Below are 24,608 nucleotides of genomic sequence, written 5' to 3' on the forward strand. Positions count from 1 at the left end.
CCAAAAAGCACTTAAATAATTAAAAATCTCTTCTTGTAGGATTGTAATTATTATTACTTATTTTTGAAAAAAAGGAAAACGTAACGAGCATTAAACAAAGCCAACCGAATTAGGGTGTATTTTGAGGATTGCGTCAGACCTATTTATAAGTTAGCCGTCATATTATGAAAAAACTGCTTAAAACAACCTTTTTACTATCATTTCTAATTCTTTTTATGAATTGTGGAAAGAAAATAGATGAAGAAGAATTTGAAAAAAATGTGTTGACAGAAGTATTTCCGAAAATAGTTGACTCAATTTGTGTTGATAGCAGAAAAATGGATCCTCCACCGAAATTCGGAATTGAAACTTGGAAAAATGGAAATATAATAAAAGTTGACACTTCAAAAGCTACAAATAAAGAAAGAATTGCTTATCATAATTGGAAGAAAGAGCAAAAAAGAGTTGACAATGATACCTCTAAAATAATAATTGGTTTTGACCAATACTTATTAAACTTTGGAGAAAGAAGAGTGAATATTGAATCAAAATTATTGAATTCTAATTTCAGTAATTTTAAATTTGACTATTCAAAAATCAAACTAAATAATAAATTTAAAATAAAAAATATCACTGAATTTCCAAAAGCAGAAAAGCTATTATTAGCTCATAAAGTTTTGTTATATGAGCAAAAATATAATTTTGTGTTTTCGGGTTTTCTCGAAATTTTAAGAATAAAATTCGACAAAAACAAAAAAGGTGGAGTTTTAGAAGCTAGTTTTGCTTATTGCGGAAGATGCGGAAGTGGATATCGAATTTATATTAAAGAAATTAACGGAAAGTGGATAATCGAAAAAATGGAAGACACTTGGATTTCGTAGAAAATACGCCGGCTAACACACGCTACAAGCAATTTGGGCATTTGGCTTAATGGAAAAATTGGTTTGTATTTGGGATGATTTGGCAAATCCGAAAATAGGGCTTAATTTAGTCCCAGCCTACGTGTAGCGCGGGGACGTTGGCAGTCATTGCAGAAAAAAATCGCAGAAAAACAGATGAGAAAACTATATTCATTTATCTTATTAATTTTGACATTAGCATCTTTTGGACAAGATATTGAACGAAAAAATCGTTATTTATTTTGGACTTATCATCAAAGAAATGTGAATACTAATGGATTTTCATTAGGTATTGGTTCATTTGGCGAATCAATGAATAGTTATACAAACGGTTTGAAAATTGAATTAATAGGAATGGGAATTTTACTTCCTTTAATTCCTAAAAGTCCAATTGCAGACAATGAAATTGAATATAAAAAGTTAATGATAAGCCCAATTTCAGAAAGAGTAAATGGAATCGTTATTTCTGGCGCAGGAAATGTGTGTGATTGCACAACAAATGGAATAAACATTGGTCTTATTGGCCACGCAAATAGAAAATTAAACGGAATTTCAATTGCAGGAGTTATGAACATTGCTCAAGAAAGTAATGGAATTCAAATTTCAGCGTTTAACGAAAGTTTTAAAATGAATGGTTTACAAGTTGGTTTAACAAATTACAGTTACAACACAAATGGTTTTCAAATTGCATTAATGAATACATCGAAAAATCTAAAAGGAATACAAATTGGACTTTGGAATGTAAATCAAAAAAGGAAATTTCCGTTGATTAATTGGAATTTTGAAAACTGAATTAAATAAAGCAACGACCTGCTAACACACGCTACCAGCAATTTGGGGATTTGGCTTAATGGAAAATGGTTTTGTATTTGGGATGATTTACTTCGTCAATTCGCTATCGCTCGAGTGGCAAATCCGAAGAATGGCTTAATTTAGTCCCAAACCCGCTTCAGTACCAGAATGACAATAAAAAATCCATTCTTTATATCGAATGGATCTTTTGCACCTACTATCAATCTTTAGATTTAATCAAACTTACTTGTATTTATTTATCGCTTTTAGATACAAAGCTTCATAAATAGGCAGAATGTTTTTGATGTCAAAATTTTCTGCAACATGCAATGCATTCTTTTTGAATTCGGCAAGAACTGTATCATCCTTTAAAATTTTCAAAGCATTTTGTGCCATTTCAGTAATCTCTCCTACATCACTCAAATAACCAGATACTCCATCCAAATTCACTTCAGGCAGACCACCAGAATTGCTTGATATCACAGGAACTCCACAGGCCATAGCTTCGAGTGCTGCCAATCCGAAACTTTCAGTTTCTGATGGCAAAAGGAATAAATCCGTAAGACATAATATTCGATCAATTTCGTTACTGTTCCCAAAGAATATCACTTTGTCCTGAATGCCAAATTTTCTGCACATTCTTTCGGCTTTTTCTTTTTCGGGTCCATCACCTACCATCATTAATTTGGAAGGAATTTCTTTTTGAATTTTATAAAATATTTTAATAATATCTGGAATTCGTTTTACTTTTCTAAAATTACTGATATGTGTAATTATCCTTTCATTTGAATTGGCCATAACCGAACGACTGCAAGGCACAGTAAAATCATTCTTGTTTTTATCCAATTCAATAAAATTTGGAATTACTTGAATTTCATTTTTTATATTGAATAATTTCAGGGTATCGTCTTTGAGGCTTTGGGAAACCGAAGTCACATAATCTGATTTATTGATGCTAAAGGTTACTGCGGGTTTGTAAAAAGGATGATTACCCACCAAAGTAATGTCGGTTCCATGAAGCGTAGTTACCATCGGGATGTCAATCCCTTCATCTTTCAGCATTTGCTTGGCCATGTAACCGGCATACGCATGAGGAATAGCATAATGTACATGCAATAATTCTATTTTGTACAATTTAACCATATCTACCAATTTGCTGGATAAGGCCAATTCATAGGGCTGAAAATGAAAAAGAGGATATTCTGGAACAATTACTTCGTGATAATGCACATTGGGATTTAACAATGCCAAGCGTACGGGTTGACTATACGTTATAAAATGAATTTCGTGACCTCTTCTGGCTAATTCTAGACCTAATTCTGTAGCAACTACACCACTTCCGCCAAATGTTGGATAACAAACTATTGCTATTTTCATGTATAGATAATATTTAAATTTTGGAAACATGGTATCGCCATATTGTATTGTTTTATTACAACAAACTTGTTGTTAATGGCGATTTCATGTATATTTTTTAAGTGGAACGAAATTAAGGAGATTCGATGTGGATTATTATAAAAAAAAAGTTAAAATTTAACTATTTAAAGTTCATTCTCTGAATCCGAACTGCATTCAAAATGGCCACTAACGCCACTCCTACATCCGCAAAAACAGCTTCCCACATCGTAGCCAAACCTCCTGCGCCAAGAATTAAAACAACGGCTTTTACAACAAATGCCATAGTTATATTTTGCCAGACAATCCTTTTGGTTTGTTTTCCGATATTGATGGCTGTGTAAATTTTTGAAGGCTGATCATTTTGAATAACAATATCAGCCGTTTCGATAGTTGCATCACTTCCTAATCCGCCCATTGCAATTCCCGCATCAGCAAGCGCAATAACAGGAGCGTCATTTACACCATCACCGACAAAAGCTACCTTTAGATTTTGTGATTTTAATGTTTCTACCTGTTCTGCTTTATTTTCGGGTAACAAATCTCCATAAGCCGAATCGATATTCAGTTCTTTTGCAACAGCATCAACAACAGCTTGCTTATCACCAGAAAGCATTACCGTTTTGACATTTATTTTATGCAAACTTTGAATTGCCGTTTTGGCATCTTCTTTTATTTCATCAGCAATTAAAAAATAACCCGAATACACTTTATTAATGGCTACAACTATAATGGTAAAAGGCGACTTATCCAGTTCCAAATCATAATTAATATTGAATCGTTTCATCAGTTTTACATTTCCAACTATTATTTCGATATCATTTATTTTACCTTTCAATCCGTGTCCCGCTATTTCCTCTACGTCGGTAATTTTTAAAGTTGCATCCAACGCTTTTGCATATTGCACAATTGCTGTGCCAACAGGATGCGTAGATTTCGATTCTAATGCTGCAGTATGCTGTACCAAATCATCTTCTGAAATACCTACAACTACTACTTTTTGAACTGTAAAAACGCCTTTGGTCAATGTTCCTGTTTTGTCTAGCACCACTACCTGAACAGCTGCCATTATATCCAGAAAATTAGACCCTTTGAATAGAATTCCGTTTTTACTTGCCGCTCCAATTCCACCAAAATATCCCAAAGGAATAGAAATAACCAAAGCACAAGGGCAGGAAATTACCAAGAAAACCAAAGCACGATACAACCAATCACTGAACACATAATGCGCAACAAAAAACATTGGCACTAAACAAATTGCCAGCGCCAGATAGACCACAATTGGTGTATAAAGTTTGGCAAACTTTCGAATAAACAATTCGGTTGGTGCTTTTTTGGCTGTTGCTTCCTGCACCATCTCAAGAATTTTCGAGAGTTTACTATCGGTGTATGCAGTTGTAACTTCGACTTCAACAACTGTGTTTAGATTTATCATTCCTGCCAAAACACTTTCATTTTTCTTCTTGCTATCTGGCTTGCTTTCACCTGTTAAAGCAGCAGTATTGAAAGTGGCGCTTTCAGAAAGTAGTTTTCCGTCTAACGCTAATTTTTCTCCCGGTTTCAATTGAATAATTTCTCCAATACTAATTTCTGAAGCTTTTTTTGAAATGGTATTTTCTCCATCCATTACTGTTGCGGTATCAGGTCTTTGGTCTAATAACAATTTTATATTGGACTTAGCCCTTTTTACTGCAAGTCCTTGAAAATTCTCACCAATACCATAAAATAGCATTACGGCAACACCTTCCGGATATTGACCAATCGCAAACGCGCCTAAAGTGGCTATTACCATCAATGAAAATTCCGAAAAAAATTCTCCGTTTTTAATACTTTCAAAAGTTTCTTTTAAAACAGGTAAACCAACCGGAATGTAAGCAACAATATACCAGCCAATTCGAATCCAACCGGTAAACCACGTTTGAGGAAAATAATTATCCAAAGCAATTCCAATCAACAATAAACAAAAAGAAATTACAGATGGAAAGAACATTTGAAAATAGCTTTCATCTCCGTGTGAATGATCATGATCGTGATCGTGGCCATCTGAATCCGAATGTGAATGTTCATCGTGAGTCGAACAGCAACTATCCAATTTATCTATTTTTATATTTTTGTCCTCTTTAAATTTATTATTCATTTTTTTATTTTATATAAAATTACAACATAACAGTCAATACTACAGCCACTAAAATCACTGATTATTCTTCTCCACTTCCTTTAGTTAATTCTGACAATAAATAGTATGCTCCTTTTATCACCGCTTTTGCATTATCTGGAACGTTATCAATTACCTTAACTTCGGTAAAGCCCAAATCCGAAGTGCCAATAGTCACTTTTATTTGTTGAAACGTATTTTTACCTGTTGAAACAAAAATATAATGGTCGTTACCATTATTCACTATAGCTTCTGTGGGTAGTACCGTTGTGCTGTTATTATCAATTTTTACTCTTGCCTCTACATACATTCCTGGCAACAGCGTTTCGGTAGTTTCATTTATTTTGGCGTGCACCAATACCGCCTGTTCGTTTGGTTCAAATGCTTTGTTGATGGCGTAGATTTTGGCTGGATGGGTGTGCGAAACATCATTCGCATCACTAAAAGTAATTGATTGGCCAATTTTTATTTTGTGAATGTCTTTTTCAAAAACTTTTAAATCCAAATGCAAAAAACGATTGTCAATGATTTCAAACAATACTGCATTGGCATCGGCATATTTACCCATACTTAAATTAATATGCTGAATATATCCGCTTATTGGTGCCGAAATAGCAATACTTGAAGCAATATTTTTTGAGGTTAGCTTACCTGCATTTATTCCTAATTGCATCAATTTAGAACGCAAAGTTTCTTTTTTGGCCTGAGCAATCTGTAATTCTCTTTGAGCCTGCTGGTAGGTTTTACCGGCATTTATATTATCATCCCTCAACTCCTTTTGGCGTTGGTATTCCTTCTCCAAATAATTGAGGTTGGCATTGTTTTCTAAATAATCCTGTTGTAATTGAATCACTTCAGTATTAACAATGGTTGCCAACGTTTTTCCTGCTGCCACAAACTCTCCTTCTTGAACCAAAATATTTTTAACAACACCTCCGGCCAAGATGCTTACCTGTGCTTGATATTGTGGTGGCAGTGATAATTTTCCATTTATTTTTAAGGTTGTGGTTAGGTTTTTCTGTTCAAAATCACCTAACTGTAAGTCTATTGCTTTTATTTGAGCATCTGTAAAAGTCACAACGTTTTTTTCTACTACTGTTTCCTTTGAATCATTACTTATTGGTTCTTCCTCTTTATTGTTTTTGCAGGAGATCAGAGCTAAGACTAAAAAGAATAAGATTGCTATATTATTTTTCATTGCTGCATTTTATTTGTTTAATAAATATTGAATGTTGATTATCGTCTGATTGTAATTGTTCATTGCAGTCAGATAATCGTTTTTGATTTTGCTGGCATCTTTCAGATTTTGGGCATATTCTATATAACCAATATCTCCAGATTTATAGAGCCGCTGTGCAGAATTAACAATCATTTCTGCCATTGGAATTCCCTCGGTTTTATAATAATGGAGTTTTTCCAAATACTGCTTTTCAAATTGATATTGTTGCAAATAAATGGTTATCAATTCCTGTTGCGATTTCTCCAATTCCTTTTTAGCAATTTCGGTTTCCAATTTTGCCACTTGCGTTTTTGCTTCAATTCCATTTCTGAATAATGGAATATTAATTCCTACACTTCCATAATAAAAGGGAGTTACCCTGTCTAAGCTCTGTGCATTGACCCCCAAATTAAAAGAAGGATTTGCTTTTGCCTTTTCAGCATTTATAGTTAATTCCTTGGCTATAATTTGCTGTTGCAAATACTGTAAAATAGGATGATTTTTGACTAAAGTACTATCACTTAAATTGATTTCGGGCAAAGCTTCGTACTTAACCGGCGCCTGATATTCAAGGTTATTTCGGGTCCACTTTTGCAATTCTGCCAAATAAAAAGATACTTGAGAGCTGACCTCGGCCAATTGCATTTTTAAATCTTTATGTTGCAATGCGGCATTTATTTTTTCGAGTTTATTGCTTTCACCAACCTGAAATTTTTTGTCGGCATATTTTTCATAATCTGCAAAAATAGAGTCGATTTCGACTAATAAATTATATTGTTGAACATTGTAAATCCAATAGAAATAAGCACTTGAAACATTTTTAATCAATTCATTTTTAGTAACAGCTTCAAATGATTTGGCAACAGTTACATTTTGATTCAGAAGGTTTCGATCGGCTTTATTCGATAATTTAAAACTTTGTGCAACTCCTACGTTATAGTCAAACAATTTACTGTTCACTTGACCTAAATTGCTATTAATATTAAATGGGTCCAGAATCGAAGCCGTTTTTGTTAATGCCTGTTGTTGCTCTGTTTGTAAAGAAGCCTGTTGTATGGTTGAATAATTTTTGGTTGCCAGATCCAATGCATTTTGCAAAGTAAAAGTTTGCGCATTAGCATTAAAAGAATAACAACTAAAAAGCAGAACAACGATTGATGCAATTTTTGGATTTACTTTTATTTTTTTTGATGACATCATTAAATAATATAAAACAGGTAAAACAAATAAAGTCAGTAACGTTGATGTTAATAAACCACCAATCACTACAGTTGCCAAAGGTTTTTGCACTTCGGCACCCGCACTTGTGCTTAATGCCATTGGTAGAAAGCCAAATGACGCGACAGTTGCCGTTGCCAAAATCGGACGCAAACGTGCACTACTTCCTTTGTAGATGCGTTGCAATAAATTGTCCTCTCCTTCTTCTTTTAACTGATTGTAATAACTGATTAATACAATTCCATTAAGAACAGCAACACCAAAAAGTGCTATAAAACCAACTCCCGCCGAAATACTAAAATTCATCCCACGGCTCCACAAAGCAAATACCCCACCTATTGAAGCCAAAGGAATTGCAGAGAAAATTATAGTAGCTTCTTTGAGAGAACGGAACGACAAAAAGAGCAAAAAGAAAATAAGCAAAAGCGCTACAGGAACAGCCAATAGCAATCGCCCTTTGGCCTCTTGAAGATTTTGAAATTGTCCTCCATATTTTATAAAATATCCTTCTGGCAATTTTAGCTTGGCATCTAGTTTTTTTTGTATTTCCAACACTACACTTTCTACATCTCGACCGCGTACATTGGCTTCAATAACGATTCTTCGTTGCGCTTCTTCACGGCTTATTTGTGATGGTGCTGTTTTAAAACTGATTTCAGCCACTTCATTCAACGGAATTTGATTCCCTTTTGGTGTTGGAATCAATAAAGATTTTAAAGCATCAATGTCGGTATTTTCATCTTTAGGGATGCGAACTACCAAGTCAAATTTACGTTCCCCTTCGTACACAACACCCGTTGTACCACCTGCATAAGCTGTGTTCAGAATTCGGTTGACTTCGGCAATATTCAAACCATATTGCGCGATTTTGTTTCGGTTGTATTTTACGACCAATTGTGGCATTCCTGTAACTTGCTCTACTTTGATATCGGTCAAACCCCTAATTCCGCTGATAATTGGAACCGTTTTATTAGCTTCTGAAAAAAGTTTATTCAAATCATCCCCAAATATTTTTATGGCAATATCTGATTTTACGCCAGCAATCAGTTCATTAAAACGCATCTGGATGGGTTGTTCAAAAGATAAATTACAGCCCGGAATCTGACTTAATTTTTCATTCATTTTCTCGGCCAAATCTTCTTTATTATCGGCTGTTGTCCATTCTTTTTTATCTTTTAAAACCATTATCAAATCGGCACTTTCAATAGGCATGGGATCAGTTGGTATTTCGCTACTACCTATTTTGCTGACAGTTTCTTTTACTTCAGGAAATTCTTTTAAAAGCCTTTCTAATTGGGTTCCCACTTCAATAGTTTGAGGCAAACTGCTACCCTGCCTTATCGTATAATTTGCAGCAAAATCGCCTTCGTCTAATTCAGGAATAAACTCTCCTCCCAATGAATTAAAAATAAAAATTGAGGCTATGAATAAAAAAATTGCAATACCAATAACTTCAAATTTTCGTCTTAGTGCAATAACTAAAACCAGTTGATACCAATTGTTTAATTTATTGATAAATCTGTCAGTAAAATTGGGTTCATTACTAATCTTTTTACTTAAAAAAAGACTACTTGCCCAAGGTACATATGTGAGTGAGAGCAGTAAAGCACCAACTATAGCAAAACTTACCGTTTGAGCCATTGGCATAAACATTTTCCCCTCTACACCGCTTAAAACAAATAATGGAATGTAAACAATCAGGATTATAATTTGTCCAAAAATGGCAGAGCTCATTATTTTTGATGAACTTTTTATTACTTCGTGATCCATTTTATTTTGAGAAAGCATATTATTCTTATAATGTTTCGAAAAAATATGCAAAGTAGCTTCGACAACAATTACGGCTCCATCAACTATTAAACCAAAATCTAAAGCACCCATACTCATTAAATTGGCACTCAATCCAAAGAGATTCATTATAATTATTGCAAAAAGCATTGCCAAAGGAATAACCAAAGCAACAATTAAACCAGCTCGCAAACTGCCTAAAAACAAAACTAAAACCAATATCACAATTAATGCACCTTCCAATAAATTGGTGGAAACCGTACTAATCGTTTTCTCGATGAGTTTTGTTCTATCAACAAAAACATCAATTTTTACGCCTTTCGGCAAAGATTTTTCAATTGATTGTATTCTTTCTTTTACACGCTCAATGACTTTAACTGCATTCTCCCCTTTTTGCATTAGAACAACTCCTCCAACAGTTTCTCCTTTTCCGTTTCTGGTCATTGCTCCGTAACGGGGTGCAAAACCAAATTTAACTTCGGCAATGTCTTTTATCAAAATAGGAACACCCGAATTGTTTTTTACAACAATATTATTAATATCATCGATGTTTTGGATTATTCCTTCACCTCGAATAAAATAAATATTGGGACCTTTGTCAATATAGCTTCCACCTGTGTTTTCATTGTTATTTTGCAAAGCATCAAAAACATCGATAAGTGTAAGATTGTTGGCTGCCAATCGTTCTGGTTTTACCGAAACTTCATACTGTTTTAGTTTTCCGCCAAAACTGCTCACATCTACTACTCCAATAGTCCCTAGTAATTGACGTCTTACAATCCAATCTTGAATTGTTCTTAATTCTGTTAGATTATATTTTTCTTCATAACCTTTTTCAGGAACCAATACATATTGAAAAATTTCTCCAAGTCCTGTAGTTGGAGGTAATAATTCTGGCTGCCCATATTGCTTCGGAATATTATCCGCTGCCATTTTTATTTTTTCATCAACCCGTTGGCGGGCTATATTAACGGGTACATTGTCTTTGAAAACAATTGTAATAACAGATAAACCTGAACGGCTTGTACTGCGCAATTCAACCATATCCGACAATGACTTAAATTCAGTTTCTAATGGATAGGTAATAAATTGCTCTACTTCTTGAGTAGCGAGGTTTGGTGCATTTGTTATTACCTGCACTTGATTATTGGTCACATCCGGCAATGCATCAACACTTAATTGTGTGAATGAATAAACGCCAAACATCACAAATATTGCTAGCAAAACTCCTGTAATCAACTTGTTGTTTACTGAAAATGTAATAATTTTTTGTATCATTTTTTTAATATAATGAATGAGAAATCAGACCAAAAAAGGTCCACTTTTTTCTGTGGAAAAGCCACAACTCTCTAACCCAATCTTTAATACTAATTGGAATCAGGTTTCATTATACTATTTGAGGCGGTTGCCAAATACTTCCGAAGAAATTGGAAGCAAAAATTGATTTGTATTCAGGAATTTTATTTTCTATTGTCTTTTTGATAAAAATAAAATCAAGACTACAAATAGTATTATCGAAGGCAAAAACATGAGAACTGCAACAATTGCATATACAAAATGGAGAACAAGCGTCGTAATCCTGATAATGTTCTGAACTACTTTTTTCCACGAGAGTTTGTGAAAAATCATTACCTTCCATATCTGCACATGGCAAACAGGAAAGTACTAGAAACATAATTGATAATATAGTGCTAGTCCATTTCACAAAAACAAAAATACGTTTTATAATTAAAACTCAATACTTTTAAACTTAACACTTAAACGTTTAATTCCTTAAATAAATTACTCCCAAAGCTTTTTCTGGTGAGGAGTTCTTTTTTTATTAATCCACTTATTCAATTTATAACACAAAAAAGCAGAACCACTACCTACGATGGCACCTGCTAAAACATCTGTCGGATAATGTACACCAAGATACATTCGGGAGTATCCTACCGCGCCTGCCCACAAGAAAGACGGAGCAATTACATACCATTTTGGATACGCCATACTCAATGATGTCGCTGTTGCAAAAGCAGATGAAGTATGGGCTGAAGGAAAAGAATAACTGCTCTCTTCGGTAACATTATCGATTTCCGGGTAAGTTTCGTAAGGTCTGTCTCTTTTTGTAATGTTTTTTAAAGCGAAAGAAATAAATGCTGAAGCAGCCAATGTTTCTCCTATAAAAATTGCTTTTTTCTTTGTAGCGCTGTCTTTTTCTATTATTCCAACTGCATAAATAATAATAGGTGTCCCTATACTAACAGGCATGGCACTATTACTAATCCCAACCATTGTTGATTCGAGATTTGTATTTCTATTTAGATTTATTTTTTTTAAAAGATCAATATCTGAATTTTGGGCATTTAAAATTGAAAAACAAAAAAAGAAAACAAAAAGGAAAAATATTTTTGACATATTGTCTTTGTGAATTGGTTTAAAAAAATCGGCTGTGCCAACTGTCTATAGCGGGAACTTCCCATGATTCATTAAACTCTTCAATGTTGTTGACCAAATTATTAAAGACAATAGTATTTTCCGTAACCGCTTTATCTTTAACCATTTTCTTGAAATCAATCAATGTTTTGTGTGCAATGTGTTCGCCTAATTTGAAGGTAACATTCATTTTATCCAATAAATCGACATTGTATTTTTTTTCCAAACCTTGAATAAATTCAACTGATGAATCGATAGAACAACCCGTTGCTGCCTGAACATCTTGATTTACAGCCAGAATAATAAACCGATTGTATTTCATTAAATAGGAGGATTCCAAGCTAGTCCCATGAGCAGCCCATTCGTTAAGAAATGCTTGCAAATCAGTTTCGATTTCAGAAAATTCGGCATCCGAAAATTTTCTATTCGATTGATAAATCCAAATTCTGGATTCTTCGGGTAAATTTTCAAAAGGAACGTACATGTTGTAATAATTTTAATCCCGATAAGCTATCGGAAGCAGATTTATAATTTTAGACTTAATAACTTCTTTATATTCTTTTAGTTTAAAAAGACGAAACATAACCAAATCCTACTTGTTTTCCATCGTAATAAGGAATAAACGCAGATTTTCGGTTTGGATTACTTTTTGATGCAAATAATTTATTCACAGTTGGAAACAACCAATATCCAGCTTTTGCACTTAATATACCTATTCCAGCTCCTGCAGCAACATCTGTAAGCCAATGGCGGTTATTATACATTCTAAATGCTCCGGTAAAAGTTGCTATTGCATATCCTGAAACTCCGTACCAAATAGAAACATCTTTGTATTCTTGATACAAAAACTCTGCTCCCATAAAAGCCGTAGCTGTATGACCTGAAGGAAAAGAATTATTACTTGTTCCATCTGGTCTTTCTACTTTTGTTATAGACTTTAAACCAGTGACGGTTACAGTCATAATCAAAAAGGAAGTAGCAAGAATGATAGATTTATCTTTAAAATTGTTTTTCCCTTTTACACCAAAAGCTCCCAAAGCATAAACCGAAACAGCAGGAACATATTGTGTAAAATCATCAATTGTTATTTGCTTATCGATGTGTTCAACCACTTCTTCACTGATTTCTGAATTAAAATCTTTAATTTGATCGCTATTAATACCAATCAAACCAAATCCTATTAGAGCACCAGGAATAATTAACTGTTTGGGATTAAACTTTAATTCTTGTACTTTTTTTGTAACACTTAATGTATCTGGCGATTTAATTGTATCTAATGTTTGAGCACAAAGGGAACTACTTATAAGTAACCAAAAGATAAAAATAAATTTTATAAAAGACATATTCGTTTCTATAAATCTTGGGCATTTGCAATCAATTCGGCTATATCCATTACTTTGATATCTCCTTCTCTTTCTTTATTTTTAACACCATCTGTTAACATGGTATTACAAAATGGACAACCTGCTGCAATAATATCAGGTTTTGTATCAAGAGCATCTTCTGTTCTTTCAACATTAATTTCTTTAATACCTGGTTCTGCATCTTTAAACATTTGAGCACCTCCTGCTCCACAACATAGACCATTGGCTTTAGAACGTTTCATTTCAAGTAATTCAACATCCAATTTCTGGATTAAGTCTCTTGGTGCTTCATATACATTGTTGGCTCTGCCCAAATAACATGGATCATGAAAAGTTATACGTTTCCCTTTGAATTGACCACCTTCGATAGTCAGACGTCCTGAATCTAACAATGATTTAAGGAATTCTGTATGATGTACTACTTCATAATGCCCTCCCAATTCTGGGTATTCATTTTTTAAAGTATTAAAACAATGTGGGCAAGCAGTAACTATTTTTTTTGCTTCATATGCATTCAGCACTTCAATATTCATCATGGCCTGCATTTGAAACAAAAATTCATTTCCGGCTCTTTTTGCTGGATCTCCAGTACAACTTTCTTCTGTGCCGAGAACTGCAAAAGAAACATTCGCTCGGTTCAATATTCGCACAAATGCTTTAGTGATTTTTTTTGCTCTATCATCAAAACTTCCTGCACAACCTACCCAAAATAAAACTTCTGGTTGTTTTCCTTGAGCTAGCATTTCGGCCATTGTTGGCACAATTAAATTTTCTGACATTTCTTTTTGTTTAATCGTTGATTTCTAATTTGTTAAATCGTTTAATTATTTAATCGTTGATTTGTAAATCGGTTAAACAAATAACCAATTAAACAGTTAAACTATTAGTCGTTTTTCCAGTTCAATCGGTCTTGTTGACTGTATTGCCAAGGAGCTCCATTATTTTCAATATTAGTCATCATCGCATTTAGAGACATTGGAGCAGCACTTTGTTCCATTACCAAATAACGTCTCATATCCATAATGATTGAAAGCGGGCTAATATTTACAGGACATTCCTCTACACAAGCGTTACATGACGTGCATGCCCACAACTCTTCGGGAGTAATATAATCGTTTAATAAAGATTTGTTGTCCGGTACAAAAACACCTTTGTTGGCATCAATATTTTTCCCAACTTCTTCAAGACGATCTCTAGTATCCATCATAATTTTACGAGGAGACAATTTTTTTCCGGTTTGACTTGCTGGACAAGAAGAAGTACAACGACCACATTCGGTACAGGTATATGCATTCAACAATTGAACCCAATTTAAATCTTGAATATCACTAGCTCCAAATTTACTAGGAACTGCATCTTCTGAAACTGGCGCCGCCGCAAAAGGGTCTGCGTTTGGATCCATCATCAATTTTACTTCGGCTGTAACTGAAGCTAAATTATCAAATTGCCCTTGTGGAGTAAGATTAGCAAAATAAGTATTTGGGAAAGCCAATAAAATATGCAAGTGCTTCGAAAAATACAAATAATTCATAAAAATCAAAATTCCAACAATGTGCAACCACCAGAATCCCTCATTAAGAAGCATAACTAACTCATTTGACATTCCGTTGAAAACCGGAGCAATAAATTGGCTAACTGGAAAAGATCCCGCTTTTATAAAATGAGAAAATCCGCCTGGAACATTTTGCAAATGCAAATCGGTAGCATTCATTAATAAAAACAAAGTCATCAAAACAACTTCAAAGTACAAGATATAATTAGCATCGTTTTTTGGGCTTCCATCCAAGTCAGAACTTATGAATCGTTTTAGTTTAATGATATTTCTTCTAATCCAAAATGTAAAAACTGCAATTAGAACAAGAAAAGCTAGAATTTCGAAAGATCCTATTAAAACATCGTAAACAATTCCAAGAGGTGCGAAAATTCTATGAGTACCAAATAACCCATCAATAATAATTTCTAATAATTCGATATTAATAATTACAAACCCAACATAAACTATAATATGCAGTATACCAGCAACAGGCCTTTTTACCATTTTGGATTGTCCAAGAGCAATCATTGCCATATTTCTCCAACGTGCTTTTGCATTATCTTTACGATTTACTGCCACACCTAAATTAATATTGCGGATAATTTTTTTTACATTCGAATAAAAATATCCGAAACCAATAATCAATACTATGGCAAATAACACATTACTTAGATAACCCATAAATAGTTGTTTTTTTTTATTTTGTTATAGAATCTTTTGGAGCAACATAAGGTTTGTTTTTCTTTCCAAAAACAGACACATTTACATAACGCGTAGGATTTAATCTCACATCTTGTAGAAGTAATTCCAATTCTTTAGACGTTTTTTCTAAGTTATTATAAAGGGCGTCGTCTTTGATTAATTTGCCCATGGTTCCTTTTCCAGAATCAAGTCCTTTCATTAAACCATCGACTTTGCTTAATGTAGCATTCAAATTTCGAACTGTTTTTCCCAAATCTGCTTTATTCAAAGAATCTGAAATTTTAGAAAAATCACTTGAGACTTTATTAAAATTGGATACAACTCCTTTTAATTGTCCTTTATTTTCGTCCAAAATAGCATTTGCGTTCAAAGAAACTTTATGAAATTGCTCCATAGTTTCACTTAATTCAGCAAGAGTCTTTTTTAAATCGGCTTGACCTTTTGCGTCTAAAACTGTATTCAACCCAGAAATTAATTGATCGGCACTTGTCATTAGCTTTTCAACTTTAACCATCACCGGAGATAATTTATCACCTAATGAATCTGTCAAACTTGGTTGGATTGTCCCCACTAAATAACTATTGTTTTCAGCCAAGACCTTATCATTATAATTAGGATGAATTGCAACTTGTTTTCCTCCAATTAAACTAGCTTCATAAATTACTGCTGTACTGGTTTTGGAAATTGGAAAATCAGTATTCAATTGTAATTCAACCAATAAACTTCCATTCTCTTTAATAGTAATAGTTTTAACTTTCCCTATAACCAACCCATTGATAGTAATTGGAGCTGATGGCGCTAGCCCCTCAACATTGGCATATTCAACATAAAATGTTTTATAACTGTTAAAAAGGTCTTTGCCTTTTAAAAAACTATATCCCCAAATGAACAATAAAATGGATGTAATAACTAAAATAGCAGTTTTTATTTCTCTTGTAATTTTCAAAATTTTTTTATTTTTATTTGCGCAAATTTAATATAAAATATTTGACTTGTAATTAATTATTTAATTGCTTCTTGCATGCTTATTTTCTTTCCGTTTTTGAAAGCAATTAAGAAAGCTGAATCATAGCCTTTAGACTTGGCGTCATTCAAATGATTTTTTGCTTCACTATAATCAGTTGTTTCACCATATAGATATTTATAAATTTTATCTTCATAAACTTTAGAAACATTTTTCAACCCTTTAAAATTTTTAGAATCTAATGCTATATTTTTTTTACTTGCTGACAGTTGAACTTTATAGATTGCCCCTAAAGTATCTTTTTTAATTATAGTCTTATCAATTTCTTGTGTATCAGAACTTTTTATTGGATTCTCTTTAAGAATTTGCGAAGGTTTTTCGCCAAATGTTTCTGCTCCTCCATCACCAAAATATTCATTTTTATAACTTATAATGGCATCAGCAATCGCTCTGGCAATATCATTTTGTCCTTGTTCAGAATTTAAAACTTCACCTTCAACAGTATTTGAAACAAAACCAGTTTCTATCAAAACTCTAGGCATATAGGCTTTATGTAATACCATATAAGGAGCTTGTTTTACACCTCCCTGTCTTATTTTTTTCCCTAATAAAGCAAAAGCGTCTTCTACCTTGCTTGCCAATGAAATACTGTTTTCCAAATATTCTTCTTGCATCAAGGTCATTCCAATCATGGTTTCAGGTGAATTTGGATCAAAACCTTCGTATTTCTGTTTATAATCTTTCTCTAAAGTGATAACAGAGTTCTCTTTCTTTGCTGCTTCAAGATTGGAAGCTACTTTGGTCATACCCATTACATAAGTTTCTGTACCATCAGCAGCTAAGTTTCTATTGGCATTACAATGTATAGAAACAAAAATTGTTGCATCAGCTCTGTTTGCAATATTTGCCCGCTCAACCAAATCAACGAATACATCTGTTTTTCGGGTATAAATCACATCGATTTTGGGATAGGATTCCAGAATTTTGCCCACTTTTAAAACTATGGCCAAAGCAATGTTTTTTTCGATACGACCGCTATATACGGCACCAAAATCATGATCTCCATGTCCTGCATCTAAGGCTACTCTAAAATAATTAGATTGACTGTAGGTTTCAAAAGACAATAATGCTAGCAATATAGATAATGAAACTTTAAATTTATTTGACATATACCTTGAATAGTTAATTTAATTATAAGACTTCCGTTATAAATTTCTCAATTGATTATTTTTGACAAAAATTTATATGTAATTTTGGCTCGCGAATAAATAGCCTTCATTATACAAAAATAGCATTTAAACCTTTGCATACAAACTTATTTAATATCGTTTTACTATCAATTTTCCTAACATTAGGATCTAGTAATTTATATTCACAAGATATAAAAAAGAAACAAACCACCATACCTTCTAACAAACAAGTAGTTACTCCCATTACGGTTAAAGATAGCATGAAAAATCCTATTGCTTCTACTCAAAATGATACCGTTCGTTTAGACACTATCAAAGTAAAGAAAAAGATTCTTGATGGTAAAGTAAAATACAAATCTGTCGATTATGCAAAGATCGATCAAAAGAAAAAACTCATCACATTATATGACAAAGCCGAATTATACTACCAAGATGTAGAATTAAAATCCGGAATTATTGTTATGGATTATGAAAAAAATGAAGTGTATGCCGGTCGAATCAAAGATTCGTTGGGAAATTACACTCAATATCCAAACTTTAAACAAGGTGCAAATGTTGTCGAACCGGATTCCATTCGATTTAATTTTAAAACAAAAAAAGCATTAATATGGAATTCCAGGTCAGAGCAAGGCGATTTTAAAATTAAAGCAGCCATTACCAAAAAAGAAAATGACTCGGTTTATTTCTTAAAAGGTGCTCGATTTACTACTGCGAAAGATATTGATAATCCTGAGTATTATTTTACAACCAATAAAGTAAAATTTGTTCCCGGAAAAAAAATAGTCACAGGAGTTACCAATATGGTCATTGAAGGAGTTCCCACGCCTCTATTTCTTCCCTTTGCTTATTTTCCTCTTTCGAAAGAAACGAGCACTTCAGGTATTATTTTACCTTCGTATAACGACTCAAATAACAGGGGATTTTCGCTGCAAAATGGGGGGTATTATTTTGCGATGAGTGACCATTATAATCTTACAGTCTTGGGAGATTATTATACCAATGGTAGCTATGGATTGGGTTTTCAATCTTCCTATGCCAATCGATATCATTATCAAGGAAACGTCAATATTCGATTTGAAAATAATATCACCAGTGAAAGAGGATATCCTGATTATTCCAAAACAAAAATTTACAACATTCAATGGTCCCATTCACAGGACTCAAAAGCCAATCCAAATTCAACTTTTTCAGCATCTGTGAATCTTGGAAGTAGCGAATATTTCAAACAAACTGTAAATCAAGTGAATGTCGGATCTTCTTTGAATAACACTTTGAGTTCCTCAATTTCATATAGTAGAACTTTTAATTCGATGGTACCACAATCAAGGCTATCATTAACGGCAACGCATTCGCAAAATACCCAGACTCAAGTCATCAATATGACACTCCCAACTTTACAGTTTAGTTTGGATAGAATGTATCCATTTGCGATGAATGACGGTGCAAAAAAAGGATTTTTCAAGAATATAAACTTGCAATATAACCTAAATGGGAAAAACAGTTTTGTAACTACAGATTCTTTATTCTTTAAGCCCGAAATGTTTAGGGATGCCGAAATTGGATTTCAACAAACAATTCCATTAAGTACTAACTTCAAAATATTTAAATATTTTAGTGCCTCAACTTCTGTAAATTATGACGAAGTATGGTATTTTAACACTATTAACAAAAAATATAACGATCAAACAAATACAGTTGTAACTACCGATGTTAAAGGATTTGAAGCTTTTAGAACCTATTCGACAAATACGAGCATCGGAACAACAATTTATGGTACTTTCAAATTTGGAGACGACAAAAAAATACAAGCCATACGACATGTCATGCGACCTGCAATTTCGCATAGCTACACTCCCAGTTTTGAAAAATATTATGATACTTACGCTACTGACGCCAGTGGATCGATGCTCAAAGAATATACCCGCTTTGAAGGTGGTATTTATGGATCGCCAGGTGTTACCAGCTCCAATTTTGTAGGTTTTAATTTGAGCAATACTTTTGAAGCCAAAGTAAAAGATAAAGACAGCACAAAAACTGAGGCAAAAAAAATAATGCTTCTAAATAATTTAAATCTACAAACCAGCTATAATATTAATGCCACTTCTCTGGCTTGGTCACCGGTAAGAGTTAGCGGTGGAACTCAATTTTTTGACAATAAATTAAGTGCCAATTTTGGAGCTACTTTAGATCCTTATGCTATTGATAATTCCGGAAACAGAATCAATACTTTTAACATCAACAACGGCGGAAGTCTTTTTAGAATGACCAGTGCAAACCTAACAATGAACTATTCTCTTTCCAGTGATGGATTAAAAGAAAAAAAGAACACTCAAAGCCAAAGAAACGGAGGTAGAAGTGATGATTTATTTGGATCGGATATCGATTTGGCTAATGTCAAGAAAAGTCAGTTTGACAAAGAAGATGAAGAAGGCGAAGATAAAGTAACCGAATTCTTTAGATCAAAATTGCCATGGGATATGACCTTTGCTTATTCCCTGACTTATGGAAATAACAATCGTGAAAATAAAATAATAGGAAACTCAATAATGATTTCTGCCAATGCAGATTTAACCCCAAAATGGAAAGCCGGTATATCGACCGGTTACGATTTTGTTCAAAACGGAGTCACTTTTACACAACTTCGATTTGAAAGGGATTTAATGAGTTGGAGAATGGATTTTAACTGGACTCCTTTTGGTACAAACGCAAGCTGGAATTTTTACATAGGTATAAAATCCGGCGTATTGAGTGATATCAAATGGGAAAAACGTAATCTTACTAATTAGAACATAAATTATTAATTTTAAATACTCATTATGAAAACAATAATTTACACCGATAAAGCTCCGGCACCAATTGGTCCTTATAACCAAGCGGTTTTAAAAGGAAATACTTTATACACTTCTGGTCAAATTGCTTTAGATCCATCCACAATGGAATTGGTTTTGGATAATATTGAAGTTGAAACCAAACAAGTAATGGAAAACATGAAAGCTGTTCTTGAAGCAGCTGGAATGACTTTTGAGAACGTAGTAAAAACATCTATATTCATCATGAACATGGCTGATTTTGGCAGAATCAATACCGTTTATGGATCTTATTTTAATGAAAAAACCGCTCCAGCTCGTGAAACGGTTCAAGTGGCTTGCTTGCCAAAAAATGTTAATGTAGAAATCTCTATGATTGCAGTGCTATAGCATTTAATAATAATTGTGCCGTTGCTTCATTGGTTGCCAATGGCACATTATGAACATCGCAAACACGTATTAGCATATTGACATCTGCTTCATGAGGATGACTTGAAAGTGGATCTTTAAAAAAGAAAACCATCTGTGTCTTCCCTTCAGCAACTCTTCCTGCAATTTGTGCATCACCTCCCAAAGGTCCAGAAAGCATACGTTTTGTTTTAAAACCTACTTCTTCCGCTTTGCCTCCGGTAGTACCTGTAGCAATGAGTTTTATCTTTTCTTGTTGCAAAATTTCACGGTTTTTAATTAGAAATTTTACAATATCCTCTTTTTTACCGTCGTGCGCAATTATAGCAATTTCCATAAATTATTTGTTGGCAACATGATAAGCAATAAGTCCGTCTATAGGTCTTCTTAATACATTACCCAATTGCAATTCATATTTTTCAAATATTTCGGCCAATTCATCTTTCAAATAAAAAGCAATCGAGCCTACAAAATGAACTGGTACTTCTTTACAATTTTCGAATTGCTTAATATAATTTTTAATGAAAGATTTCATTGCTTTAAAAATTATTTTTCTACAAAATTCATGTTCTTTATTTTGAATCAAAAATTTAGCAAAAGTGGCTAAATAGGCATTTGGGTTTGGCTCTTTATATAATTTGTTTTTTACATAATCTGGGCTCAAATCATACTCTTTTTCAAAAACTTCAGCCAATTCTTTTGGCATTTTATTGAAATAATATTTTCTTATTAATTCTTTTCCAAATACATTTCCGCTACAGTCATCCATAACGATGTAACCCAGTGATTGTACTTTTTGTTCCAGAACTTTACCATCAAAATAGCTACAGTTTGAACCAGTACCTAATATGCTTACAATTGCTTTTTCTCCTTTTGGAGTAGTTGCAAACACTGCCGCGTAAGTATCTTCTTCTACGATAACTACTGCATTTGGGAAATAAACTTGAAATATTTGAGAAAGCATGCTCTTCATTCTGTCAGTACCACAACCGGCACCATAAAAGAAAAGATGAGTAGCTGTTTTTTTATTTTGTAATATATCAAAACGGTCATTTAATCTATCAACAATTTCATCACCGTTAAGAATTTCTGGATTTAATCCTAATGTTTGTGTAGTAAACATTACTTTTCCGTCTTCATCTATCGCAATCCAATCTGCTTTAGTAGAACCACTATCAACTATTAATTTCATATGTAGTTATTTATTATTTTTCAATGGTCATATGAAATTTGCAAATCTTTTATGGCTTTTTGAAACCAAGTTACTCCCATGCTCATTTCATATTATTTGGTTTATTGGCTAATCCTTTTTTACATCATTTAAATCAATTCAAATTTGAACTTATTCAAAAGAGTAACAAAAATAAAATCCCATTAATTTTACTTAATGGGATTTTGTAAAATTAATTTTATTTTAATGACGTAATATGTACAGCCAAGTCAATTAATTTACTTGAATATCCGTATTCATTGTCATACCAAGATACCAATTTGAAGAAAGTTGAATTTAAACCAATTCCTGCTGTAGCATCAACGATTGAAGTTCTTGTGTCAGAAATAAAATCTTGAGATACAACAGCATCTTCAGTATATCCTAAAATACCTTTCATTGTAGTTTCAGAAGCTTTTTTCAAGACAGCCATAATTTCCTCATAAGAAGTTTCTTTTGCAACTTTCACAGTCAAATCAACCACAGAAACGTCAACAGTAGGAACACGGAAAGACATACCAGTTAATTTTCCATTCAAATCAGGAATAACTTTCCCTACAGCTTTTGCTGCACCTGTTGATGATGGAATGATGTTTACGCTTGCTGCACGTCCACCTCTCCAGTCTTTTCTAGAAGGACCATCAGCTGTCATTTGAGTTGAAGTTGTAGCGTGTACAGTTGTCATTAAAGCTTCAACAATTCCGAAATTATCGTGAATAACTTTAGCCAAAGGTGCCAAACAGTTTGTAGTACAAGAAGCATTAGAAACTACAGTATCTGAAGCTTTTGCAGTTTCGTGGTTTACACCCATTACAAACATTGGAGCATCTGCAGATGGAGCAGAGATAATTACTTTTTTCGCACCACCTTTAATGTGCTCATTTGCAGTTTCAATAGTTGTAAAGATACCTGTACATTCAGCTACTACATCAACATCAACTTCATTCCATTTTAAATCTGCAGGGTTTCTTTCGGCAGTGATACGGATGTTTTTTCCGTTTACGAAAAGTTTACCTTCTTTTACTTCTACAGTTCCGTTAAAACGACCATGAACTGAATCATATTTCAATAAGTATGCTAAGTGATCTACATCTAATAAATCGTTGATTGCAACTACTTCTACGTTATCTCTATTGAAAGTTTCTCTAAATACAATTCTTCCAATTCTACCAAATCCGTTTATTCCTAATTTTACTTTTGACATTTTAATTAATTTTTTGTTATTGTTCAACTTTTATAAAGTCTACATTTCCTCACAATAAACTTTATTTTCTTTTTATATTTTAAATAGACATAATATCTGAAACACGAAGTAATTCCTGATCTATTTCAGTATGTCCTTTTATTGCTTGTTCTAATGGTGTCAGTTCAATTTTATCACATAATAAACCTACCATAAAATTTGATTTTCCTTCCAATAAAGATTCAACAGCTTTTACACCAAGGCGACTGGCCAAAACTCTATCAAAACATGACGGTGCACCACCACGTTGCATGTGCCCTAAAACAGATACACGAACATCGTATTCTGGAAAATTAGATTCTACGTAATCCTTAAGTTCAAAAACGGTTTTACCAATTTTATCCCCTTCGGCAATAACCACAATACTGGATGATTTTCCTGCTGCTTTACTTTTTCTCAACGAATCAAGTAAACGATCTAAACCTAAATCTTCTTCTGGTATAAGAATTTCTTCAGCACCAGCACCAATACCGGCATTCAATGCAATATGTCCTGCATCACGTCCCATAACCTCAATAAGAAATAATCTATTGTGGGAACTTGCTGTATCGCGAATTTTGTCAATTACTTCAACAACCGTATTCAAAGCCGTATCATAACCTAAGGTATGACTTGTACCAAATATATCATTATCGATTGTTCCTGGAATTCCTATTACCGGAAAGTTATATTCTGAATTAAATAATAATGCTCCGGTAAAAGAACCGTCACCACCTATTACTACCAAAGCGTCAATTCCTGCTTTAACTAAATTTTTATGTGCTTTTTCTCGTCCTTCAGGAGTTTTAAAATCCATTGACCGTGCAGATTTTAAAATAGTCCCTCCTTTATTCACAATGTTATTTACACTTCGGGGCCCCATTTCTTTAAAATCCCCTTCTATCATTCCTTGATATCCTCTATAAATACCAACACATCCTATGTTATGAAAAGCACATGTTCGTACAACCGATCTAATAGCTGCATTCATACCCGGTGAGTCTCCTCCAGAAGTAAGAACACCTATCTTTTTTATTGTTTTTGACATTTTTTTAAGTATTAAAGTGTAAATTTAGCAAACATCAAGGACATTTTAGGGTACGTTTCTAACATTTTAATAAAATAAGTGAAATTCAAACGTTTTCGTTGATAAGTTTTTTTGAATCAAAAAGACTTGAATTTTATTTATGATTTTAAAATAAAATTTTAACTTTTGAAATACAAATAAATACCAATTTGCAGTCAAAATTATTTTTGAAATATTCTATTTTACACTTATACGTTTTGTAGTATAATTAAGAATTACAGAATTATTTTCTATAAATTTAGTTTAAAGTTAAATAGAAG

At 33.2% G+C, this 24,608-nt stretch carries 20 protein-coding genes; 4 read left to right on the forward strand and 16 right to left on the reverse strand.

Translation table 11 applies throughout. The annotated features are described in order from the left end of the window. The first annotated feature begins 164 nt into the window (after positions 1 to 164). Together OLM57_RS15040 and OLM57_RS15045 are read left to right on the forward strand one after the other, a co-directional pair. Positions 165 to 860, forward strand: coding sequence for a hypothetical protein (locus OLM57_RS15040; protein ID WP_264564508.1), 696 nt, complete (start codon positions 165 to 167; stop codon positions 858 to 860). Between the two features lie 174 nt (positions 861 to 1,034). Beyond that, positions 1,035 to 1,670, forward strand: coding sequence for an LA_2272 family surface repeat-containing protein (locus OLM57_RS15045; protein WP_264564509.1), 636 nt, complete (start codon positions 1,035 to 1,037; stop codon positions 1,668 to 1,670). Between the two features lie 243 nt (positions 1,671 to 1,913). Here the strand turns inward: OLM57_RS15045 and bshA are convergent, their stop codons facing one another. From bshA to OLM57_RS15105, 12 genes are all read right to left on the reverse strand, one after another. Then, entirely contained in the window at positions 1,914 to 3,047 is a 1,134-nt protein-coding gene (bshA, locus tag OLM57_RS15050; RefSeq protein ID WP_264564510.1) for an N-acetyl-alpha-D-glucosaminyl L-malate synthase BshA, read from the reverse strand. 160 nt (positions 3,048 to 3,207) lie between these two features. Continuing rightward, the gene (locus tag OLM57_RS15055) at positions 3,208 to 5,202 is read right to left on the reverse strand and encodes a heavy metal translocating P-type ATPase (protein WP_264564511.1); all 1,995 of its coding nucleotides are present in this window, start codon (positions 5,200 to 5,202) and stop codon (positions 3,208 to 3,210) included. 61 nt (positions 5,203 to 5,263) lie between these two features. Next, on the reverse strand, positions 5,264 to 6,418 hold the full coding sequence (locus OLM57_RS15060) for an efflux RND transporter periplasmic adaptor subunit (RefSeq protein ID WP_264564512.1): 1,155 nt from the start codon (positions 6,416 to 6,418) through the stop codon (positions 5,264 to 5,266). 9 nt (positions 6,419 to 6,427) lie between these two features. Next, a complete protein-coding gene (locus tag OLM57_RS15065) occupies positions 6,428 to 10,723 on the reverse strand; it encodes a CusA/CzcA family heavy metal efflux RND transporter (RefSeq protein WP_264564513.1) in 4,296 nt (1,431 codons plus the stop codon). Positions 10,724 to 10,832: 109 nt separating this feature from the next. Continuing rightward, entirely contained in the window at positions 10,833 to 11,120 is a 288-nt protein-coding gene (locus OLM57_RS15070) for a DUF6660 family protein (protein ID WP_264564514.1), read from the reverse strand. A gap of 107 nt (positions 11,121 to 11,227) precedes the next feature. Continuing rightward, entirely contained in the window at positions 11,228 to 11,842 is a 615-nt protein-coding gene (locus OLM57_RS15075; RefSeq protein WP_264564515.1) for a phosphatase PAP2 family protein, read from the reverse strand. Positions 11,843 to 11,861: 19 nt separating this feature from the next. Beyond that, a complete protein-coding gene (locus OLM57_RS15080) occupies positions 11,862 to 12,344 on the reverse strand; it encodes an ABC transporter ATPase (protein ID WP_264564516.1) in 483 nt (160 codons plus the stop codon). Positions 12,345 to 12,426: 82 nt separating this feature from the next. Then, entirely contained in the window at positions 12,427 to 13,203 is a 777-nt protein-coding gene (locus OLM57_RS15085; RefSeq protein ID WP_264564517.1) for a phosphatase PAP2 family protein, read from the reverse strand. 8 nt (positions 13,204 to 13,211) lie between these two features. Further along, on the reverse strand, positions 13,212 to 14,003 hold the full coding sequence (locus tag OLM57_RS15090) for a (Fe-S)-binding protein (RefSeq protein ID WP_264564518.1): 792 nt from the start codon (positions 14,001 to 14,003) through the stop codon (positions 13,212 to 13,214). 104 nt (positions 14,004 to 14,107) lie between these two features. After that, positions 14,108 to 15,439: a (Fe-S)-binding protein gene (locus OLM57_RS15095; protein WP_264564519.1), complete on the reverse strand. Its 1,332-nt coding sequence runs from the start codon at positions 15,437 to 15,439 to the stop codon at positions 14,108 to 14,110. Between the two features lie 16 nt (positions 15,440 to 15,455). Further along, a complete protein-coding gene (locus OLM57_RS15100) occupies positions 15,456 to 16,406 on the reverse strand; it encodes an MlaD family protein (protein ID WP_264564520.1) in 951 nt (316 codons plus the stop codon). 56 nt (positions 16,407 to 16,462) lie between these two features. Further along, the gene (locus tag OLM57_RS15105; protein ID WP_264564521.1) at positions 16,463 to 17,593 is read right to left on the reverse strand and encodes an N-acetylmuramoyl-L-alanine amidase family protein; all 1,131 of its coding nucleotides are present in this window, start codon (positions 17,591 to 17,593) and stop codon (positions 16,463 to 16,465) included. Positions 17,594 to 17,727: 134 nt separating this feature from the next. Here OLM57_RS15105 and OLM57_RS15110 point away from each other — a divergent pair, with 134 nt between their 5' ends. Both OLM57_RS15110 and OLM57_RS15115 read left to right on the forward strand, forming a co-directional pair. Next, entirely contained in the window at positions 17,728 to 20,400 is a 2,673-nt protein-coding gene (locus OLM57_RS15110; protein ID WP_264564522.1) for a putative LPS assembly protein LptD, read from the forward strand. A 30-nt stretch (positions 20,401 to 20,430) separates the two neighbouring features. Further along, entirely contained in the window at positions 20,431 to 20,811 is a 381-nt protein-coding gene (locus OLM57_RS15115) for a RidA family protein (protein ID WP_264564523.1), read from the forward strand. Here OLM57_RS15115 and OLM57_RS15120 read toward each other — a convergent pair. The 4 genes from OLM57_RS15120 to pfkA form a co-directional block, all read right to left on the reverse strand. Continuing rightward, positions 20,792 to 21,166 (reverse strand): methylglyoxal synthase, encoded by a 375-nt coding sequence (locus OLM57_RS15120; protein ID WP_264564524.1) that lies wholly within the window; start codon positions 21,164 to 21,166, stop codon positions 20,792 to 20,794. The two genes, OLM57_RS15115 and OLM57_RS15120, sit on opposite strands and share 20 nt — an antisense overlap. A 3-nt stretch (positions 21,167 to 21,169) precedes the next feature. After that, complete coding sequence (locus OLM57_RS15125; protein WP_264564525.1) at positions 21,170 to 22,021, reverse strand: N-acetylglucosamine kinase; 852 nt, start codon at positions 22,019 to 22,021, stop codon at positions 21,170 to 21,172. Positions 22,022 to 22,238: 217 nt separating this feature from the next. Next, positions 22,239 to 23,243: a type I glyceraldehyde-3-phosphate dehydrogenase gene (gap, locus tag OLM57_RS15130; protein WP_264564526.1), complete on the reverse strand. Its 1,005-nt coding sequence runs from the start codon at positions 23,241 to 23,243 to the stop codon at positions 22,239 to 22,241. A gap of 79 nt (positions 23,244 to 23,322) precedes the next feature. Beyond that, the gene (gene pfkA / locus OLM57_RS15135) at positions 23,323 to 24,309 is read right to left on the reverse strand and encodes a 6-phosphofructokinase (RefSeq protein WP_264564527.1); all 987 of its coding nucleotides are present in this window, start codon (positions 24,307 to 24,309) and stop codon (positions 23,323 to 23,325) included. Positions 24,310 to 24,608: the final 299 nt, after the last annotated feature.

Source organism: Flavobacterium sp. N3904, assembly GCF_025947305.1.
Lineage (GTDB): Bacteria > Bacteroidota > Bacteroidia > Flavobacteriales > Flavobacteriaceae > Flavobacterium.

What these genes read in the sequence shown, in the direction of transcription:
- bshA (WP_264564510.1), bottom strand. Translation starts at nt 3,047, where the DNA reads ATGAAAATAGCAATAGTTTGTTATCCAACATTTGGCGGAAGTGGTGTA.
- OLM57_RS15045 (WP_264564509.1), top strand. Translation starts at nt 1,035, where the DNA reads ATGAGAAAACTATATTCATTTATCTTATTAATTTTGACATTAGCATCT.
- gap (WP_264564526.1), bottom strand. Translation starts at nt 23,243, where the DNA reads ATGTCAAAAGTAAAATTAGGAATAAACGGATTTGGTAGAATTGGAAGA.
- OLM57_RS15060 (WP_264564512.1), bottom strand. Translation starts at nt 6,418, where the DNA reads ATGAAAAATAATATAGCAATCTTATTCTTTTTAGTCTTAGCTCTGATC.
- OLM57_RS15040 (WP_264564508.1), top strand. Translation starts at nt 165, where the DNA reads ATGAAAAAACTGCTTAAAACAACCTTTTTACTATCATTTCTAATTCTT.
- OLM57_RS15055 (WP_264564511.1), bottom strand. Translation starts at nt 5,202, where the DNA reads ATGAATAATAAATTTAAAGAGGACAAAAATATAAAAATAGATAAATTG.
- OLM57_RS15075 (WP_264564515.1), bottom strand. Translation starts at nt 11,842, where the DNA reads ATGTCAAAAATATTTTTCCTTTTTGTTTTCTTTTTTTGTTTTTCAATT.
- OLM57_RS15115 (WP_264564523.1), top strand. Translation starts at nt 20,431, where the DNA reads ATGAAAACAATAATTTACACCGATAAAGCTCCGGCACCAATTGGTCCT.
- OLM57_RS15070 (WP_264564514.1), bottom strand. Translation starts at nt 11,120, where the DNA reads ATGTTTCTAGTACTTTCCTGTTTGCCATGTGCAGATATGGAAGGTAAT.
- OLM57_RS15065 (WP_264564513.1), bottom strand. Translation starts at nt 10,723, where the DNA reads ATGATACAAAAAATTATTACATTTTCAGTAAACAACAAGTTGATTACA.
- OLM57_RS15120 (WP_264564524.1), bottom strand. Translation starts at nt 21,166, where the DNA reads ATGGAAATTGCTATAATTGCGCACGACGGTAAAAAAGAGGATATTGTA.
- OLM57_RS15105 (WP_264564521.1), bottom strand. Translation starts at nt 17,593, where the DNA reads ATGTCAAATAAATTTAAAGTTTCATTATCTATATTGCTAGCATTATTG.
- pfkA (WP_264564527.1), bottom strand. Translation starts at nt 24,309, where the DNA reads ATGTCAAAAACAATAAAAAAGATAGGTGTTCTTACTTCTGGAGGAGAC.
- OLM57_RS15095 (WP_264564519.1), bottom strand. Translation starts at nt 15,439, where the DNA reads ATGGGTTATCTAAGTAATGTGTTATTTGCCATAGTATTGATTATTGGT.
- OLM57_RS15085 (WP_264564517.1), bottom strand. Translation starts at nt 13,203, where the DNA reads ATGTCTTTTATAAAATTTATTTTTATCTTTTGGTTACTTATAAGTAGT.
- OLM57_RS15125 (WP_264564525.1), bottom strand. Translation starts at nt 22,021, where the DNA reads ATGAAATTAATAGTTGATAGTGGTTCTACTAAAGCAGATTGGATTGCG.
- OLM57_RS15080 (WP_264564516.1), bottom strand. Translation starts at nt 12,344, where the DNA reads ATGTACGTTCCTTTTGAAAATTTACCCGAAGAATCCAGAATTTGGATT.
- OLM57_RS15090 (WP_264564518.1), bottom strand. Translation starts at nt 14,003, where the DNA reads ATGTCAGAAAATTTAATTGTGCCAACAATGGCCGAAATGCTAGCTCAA.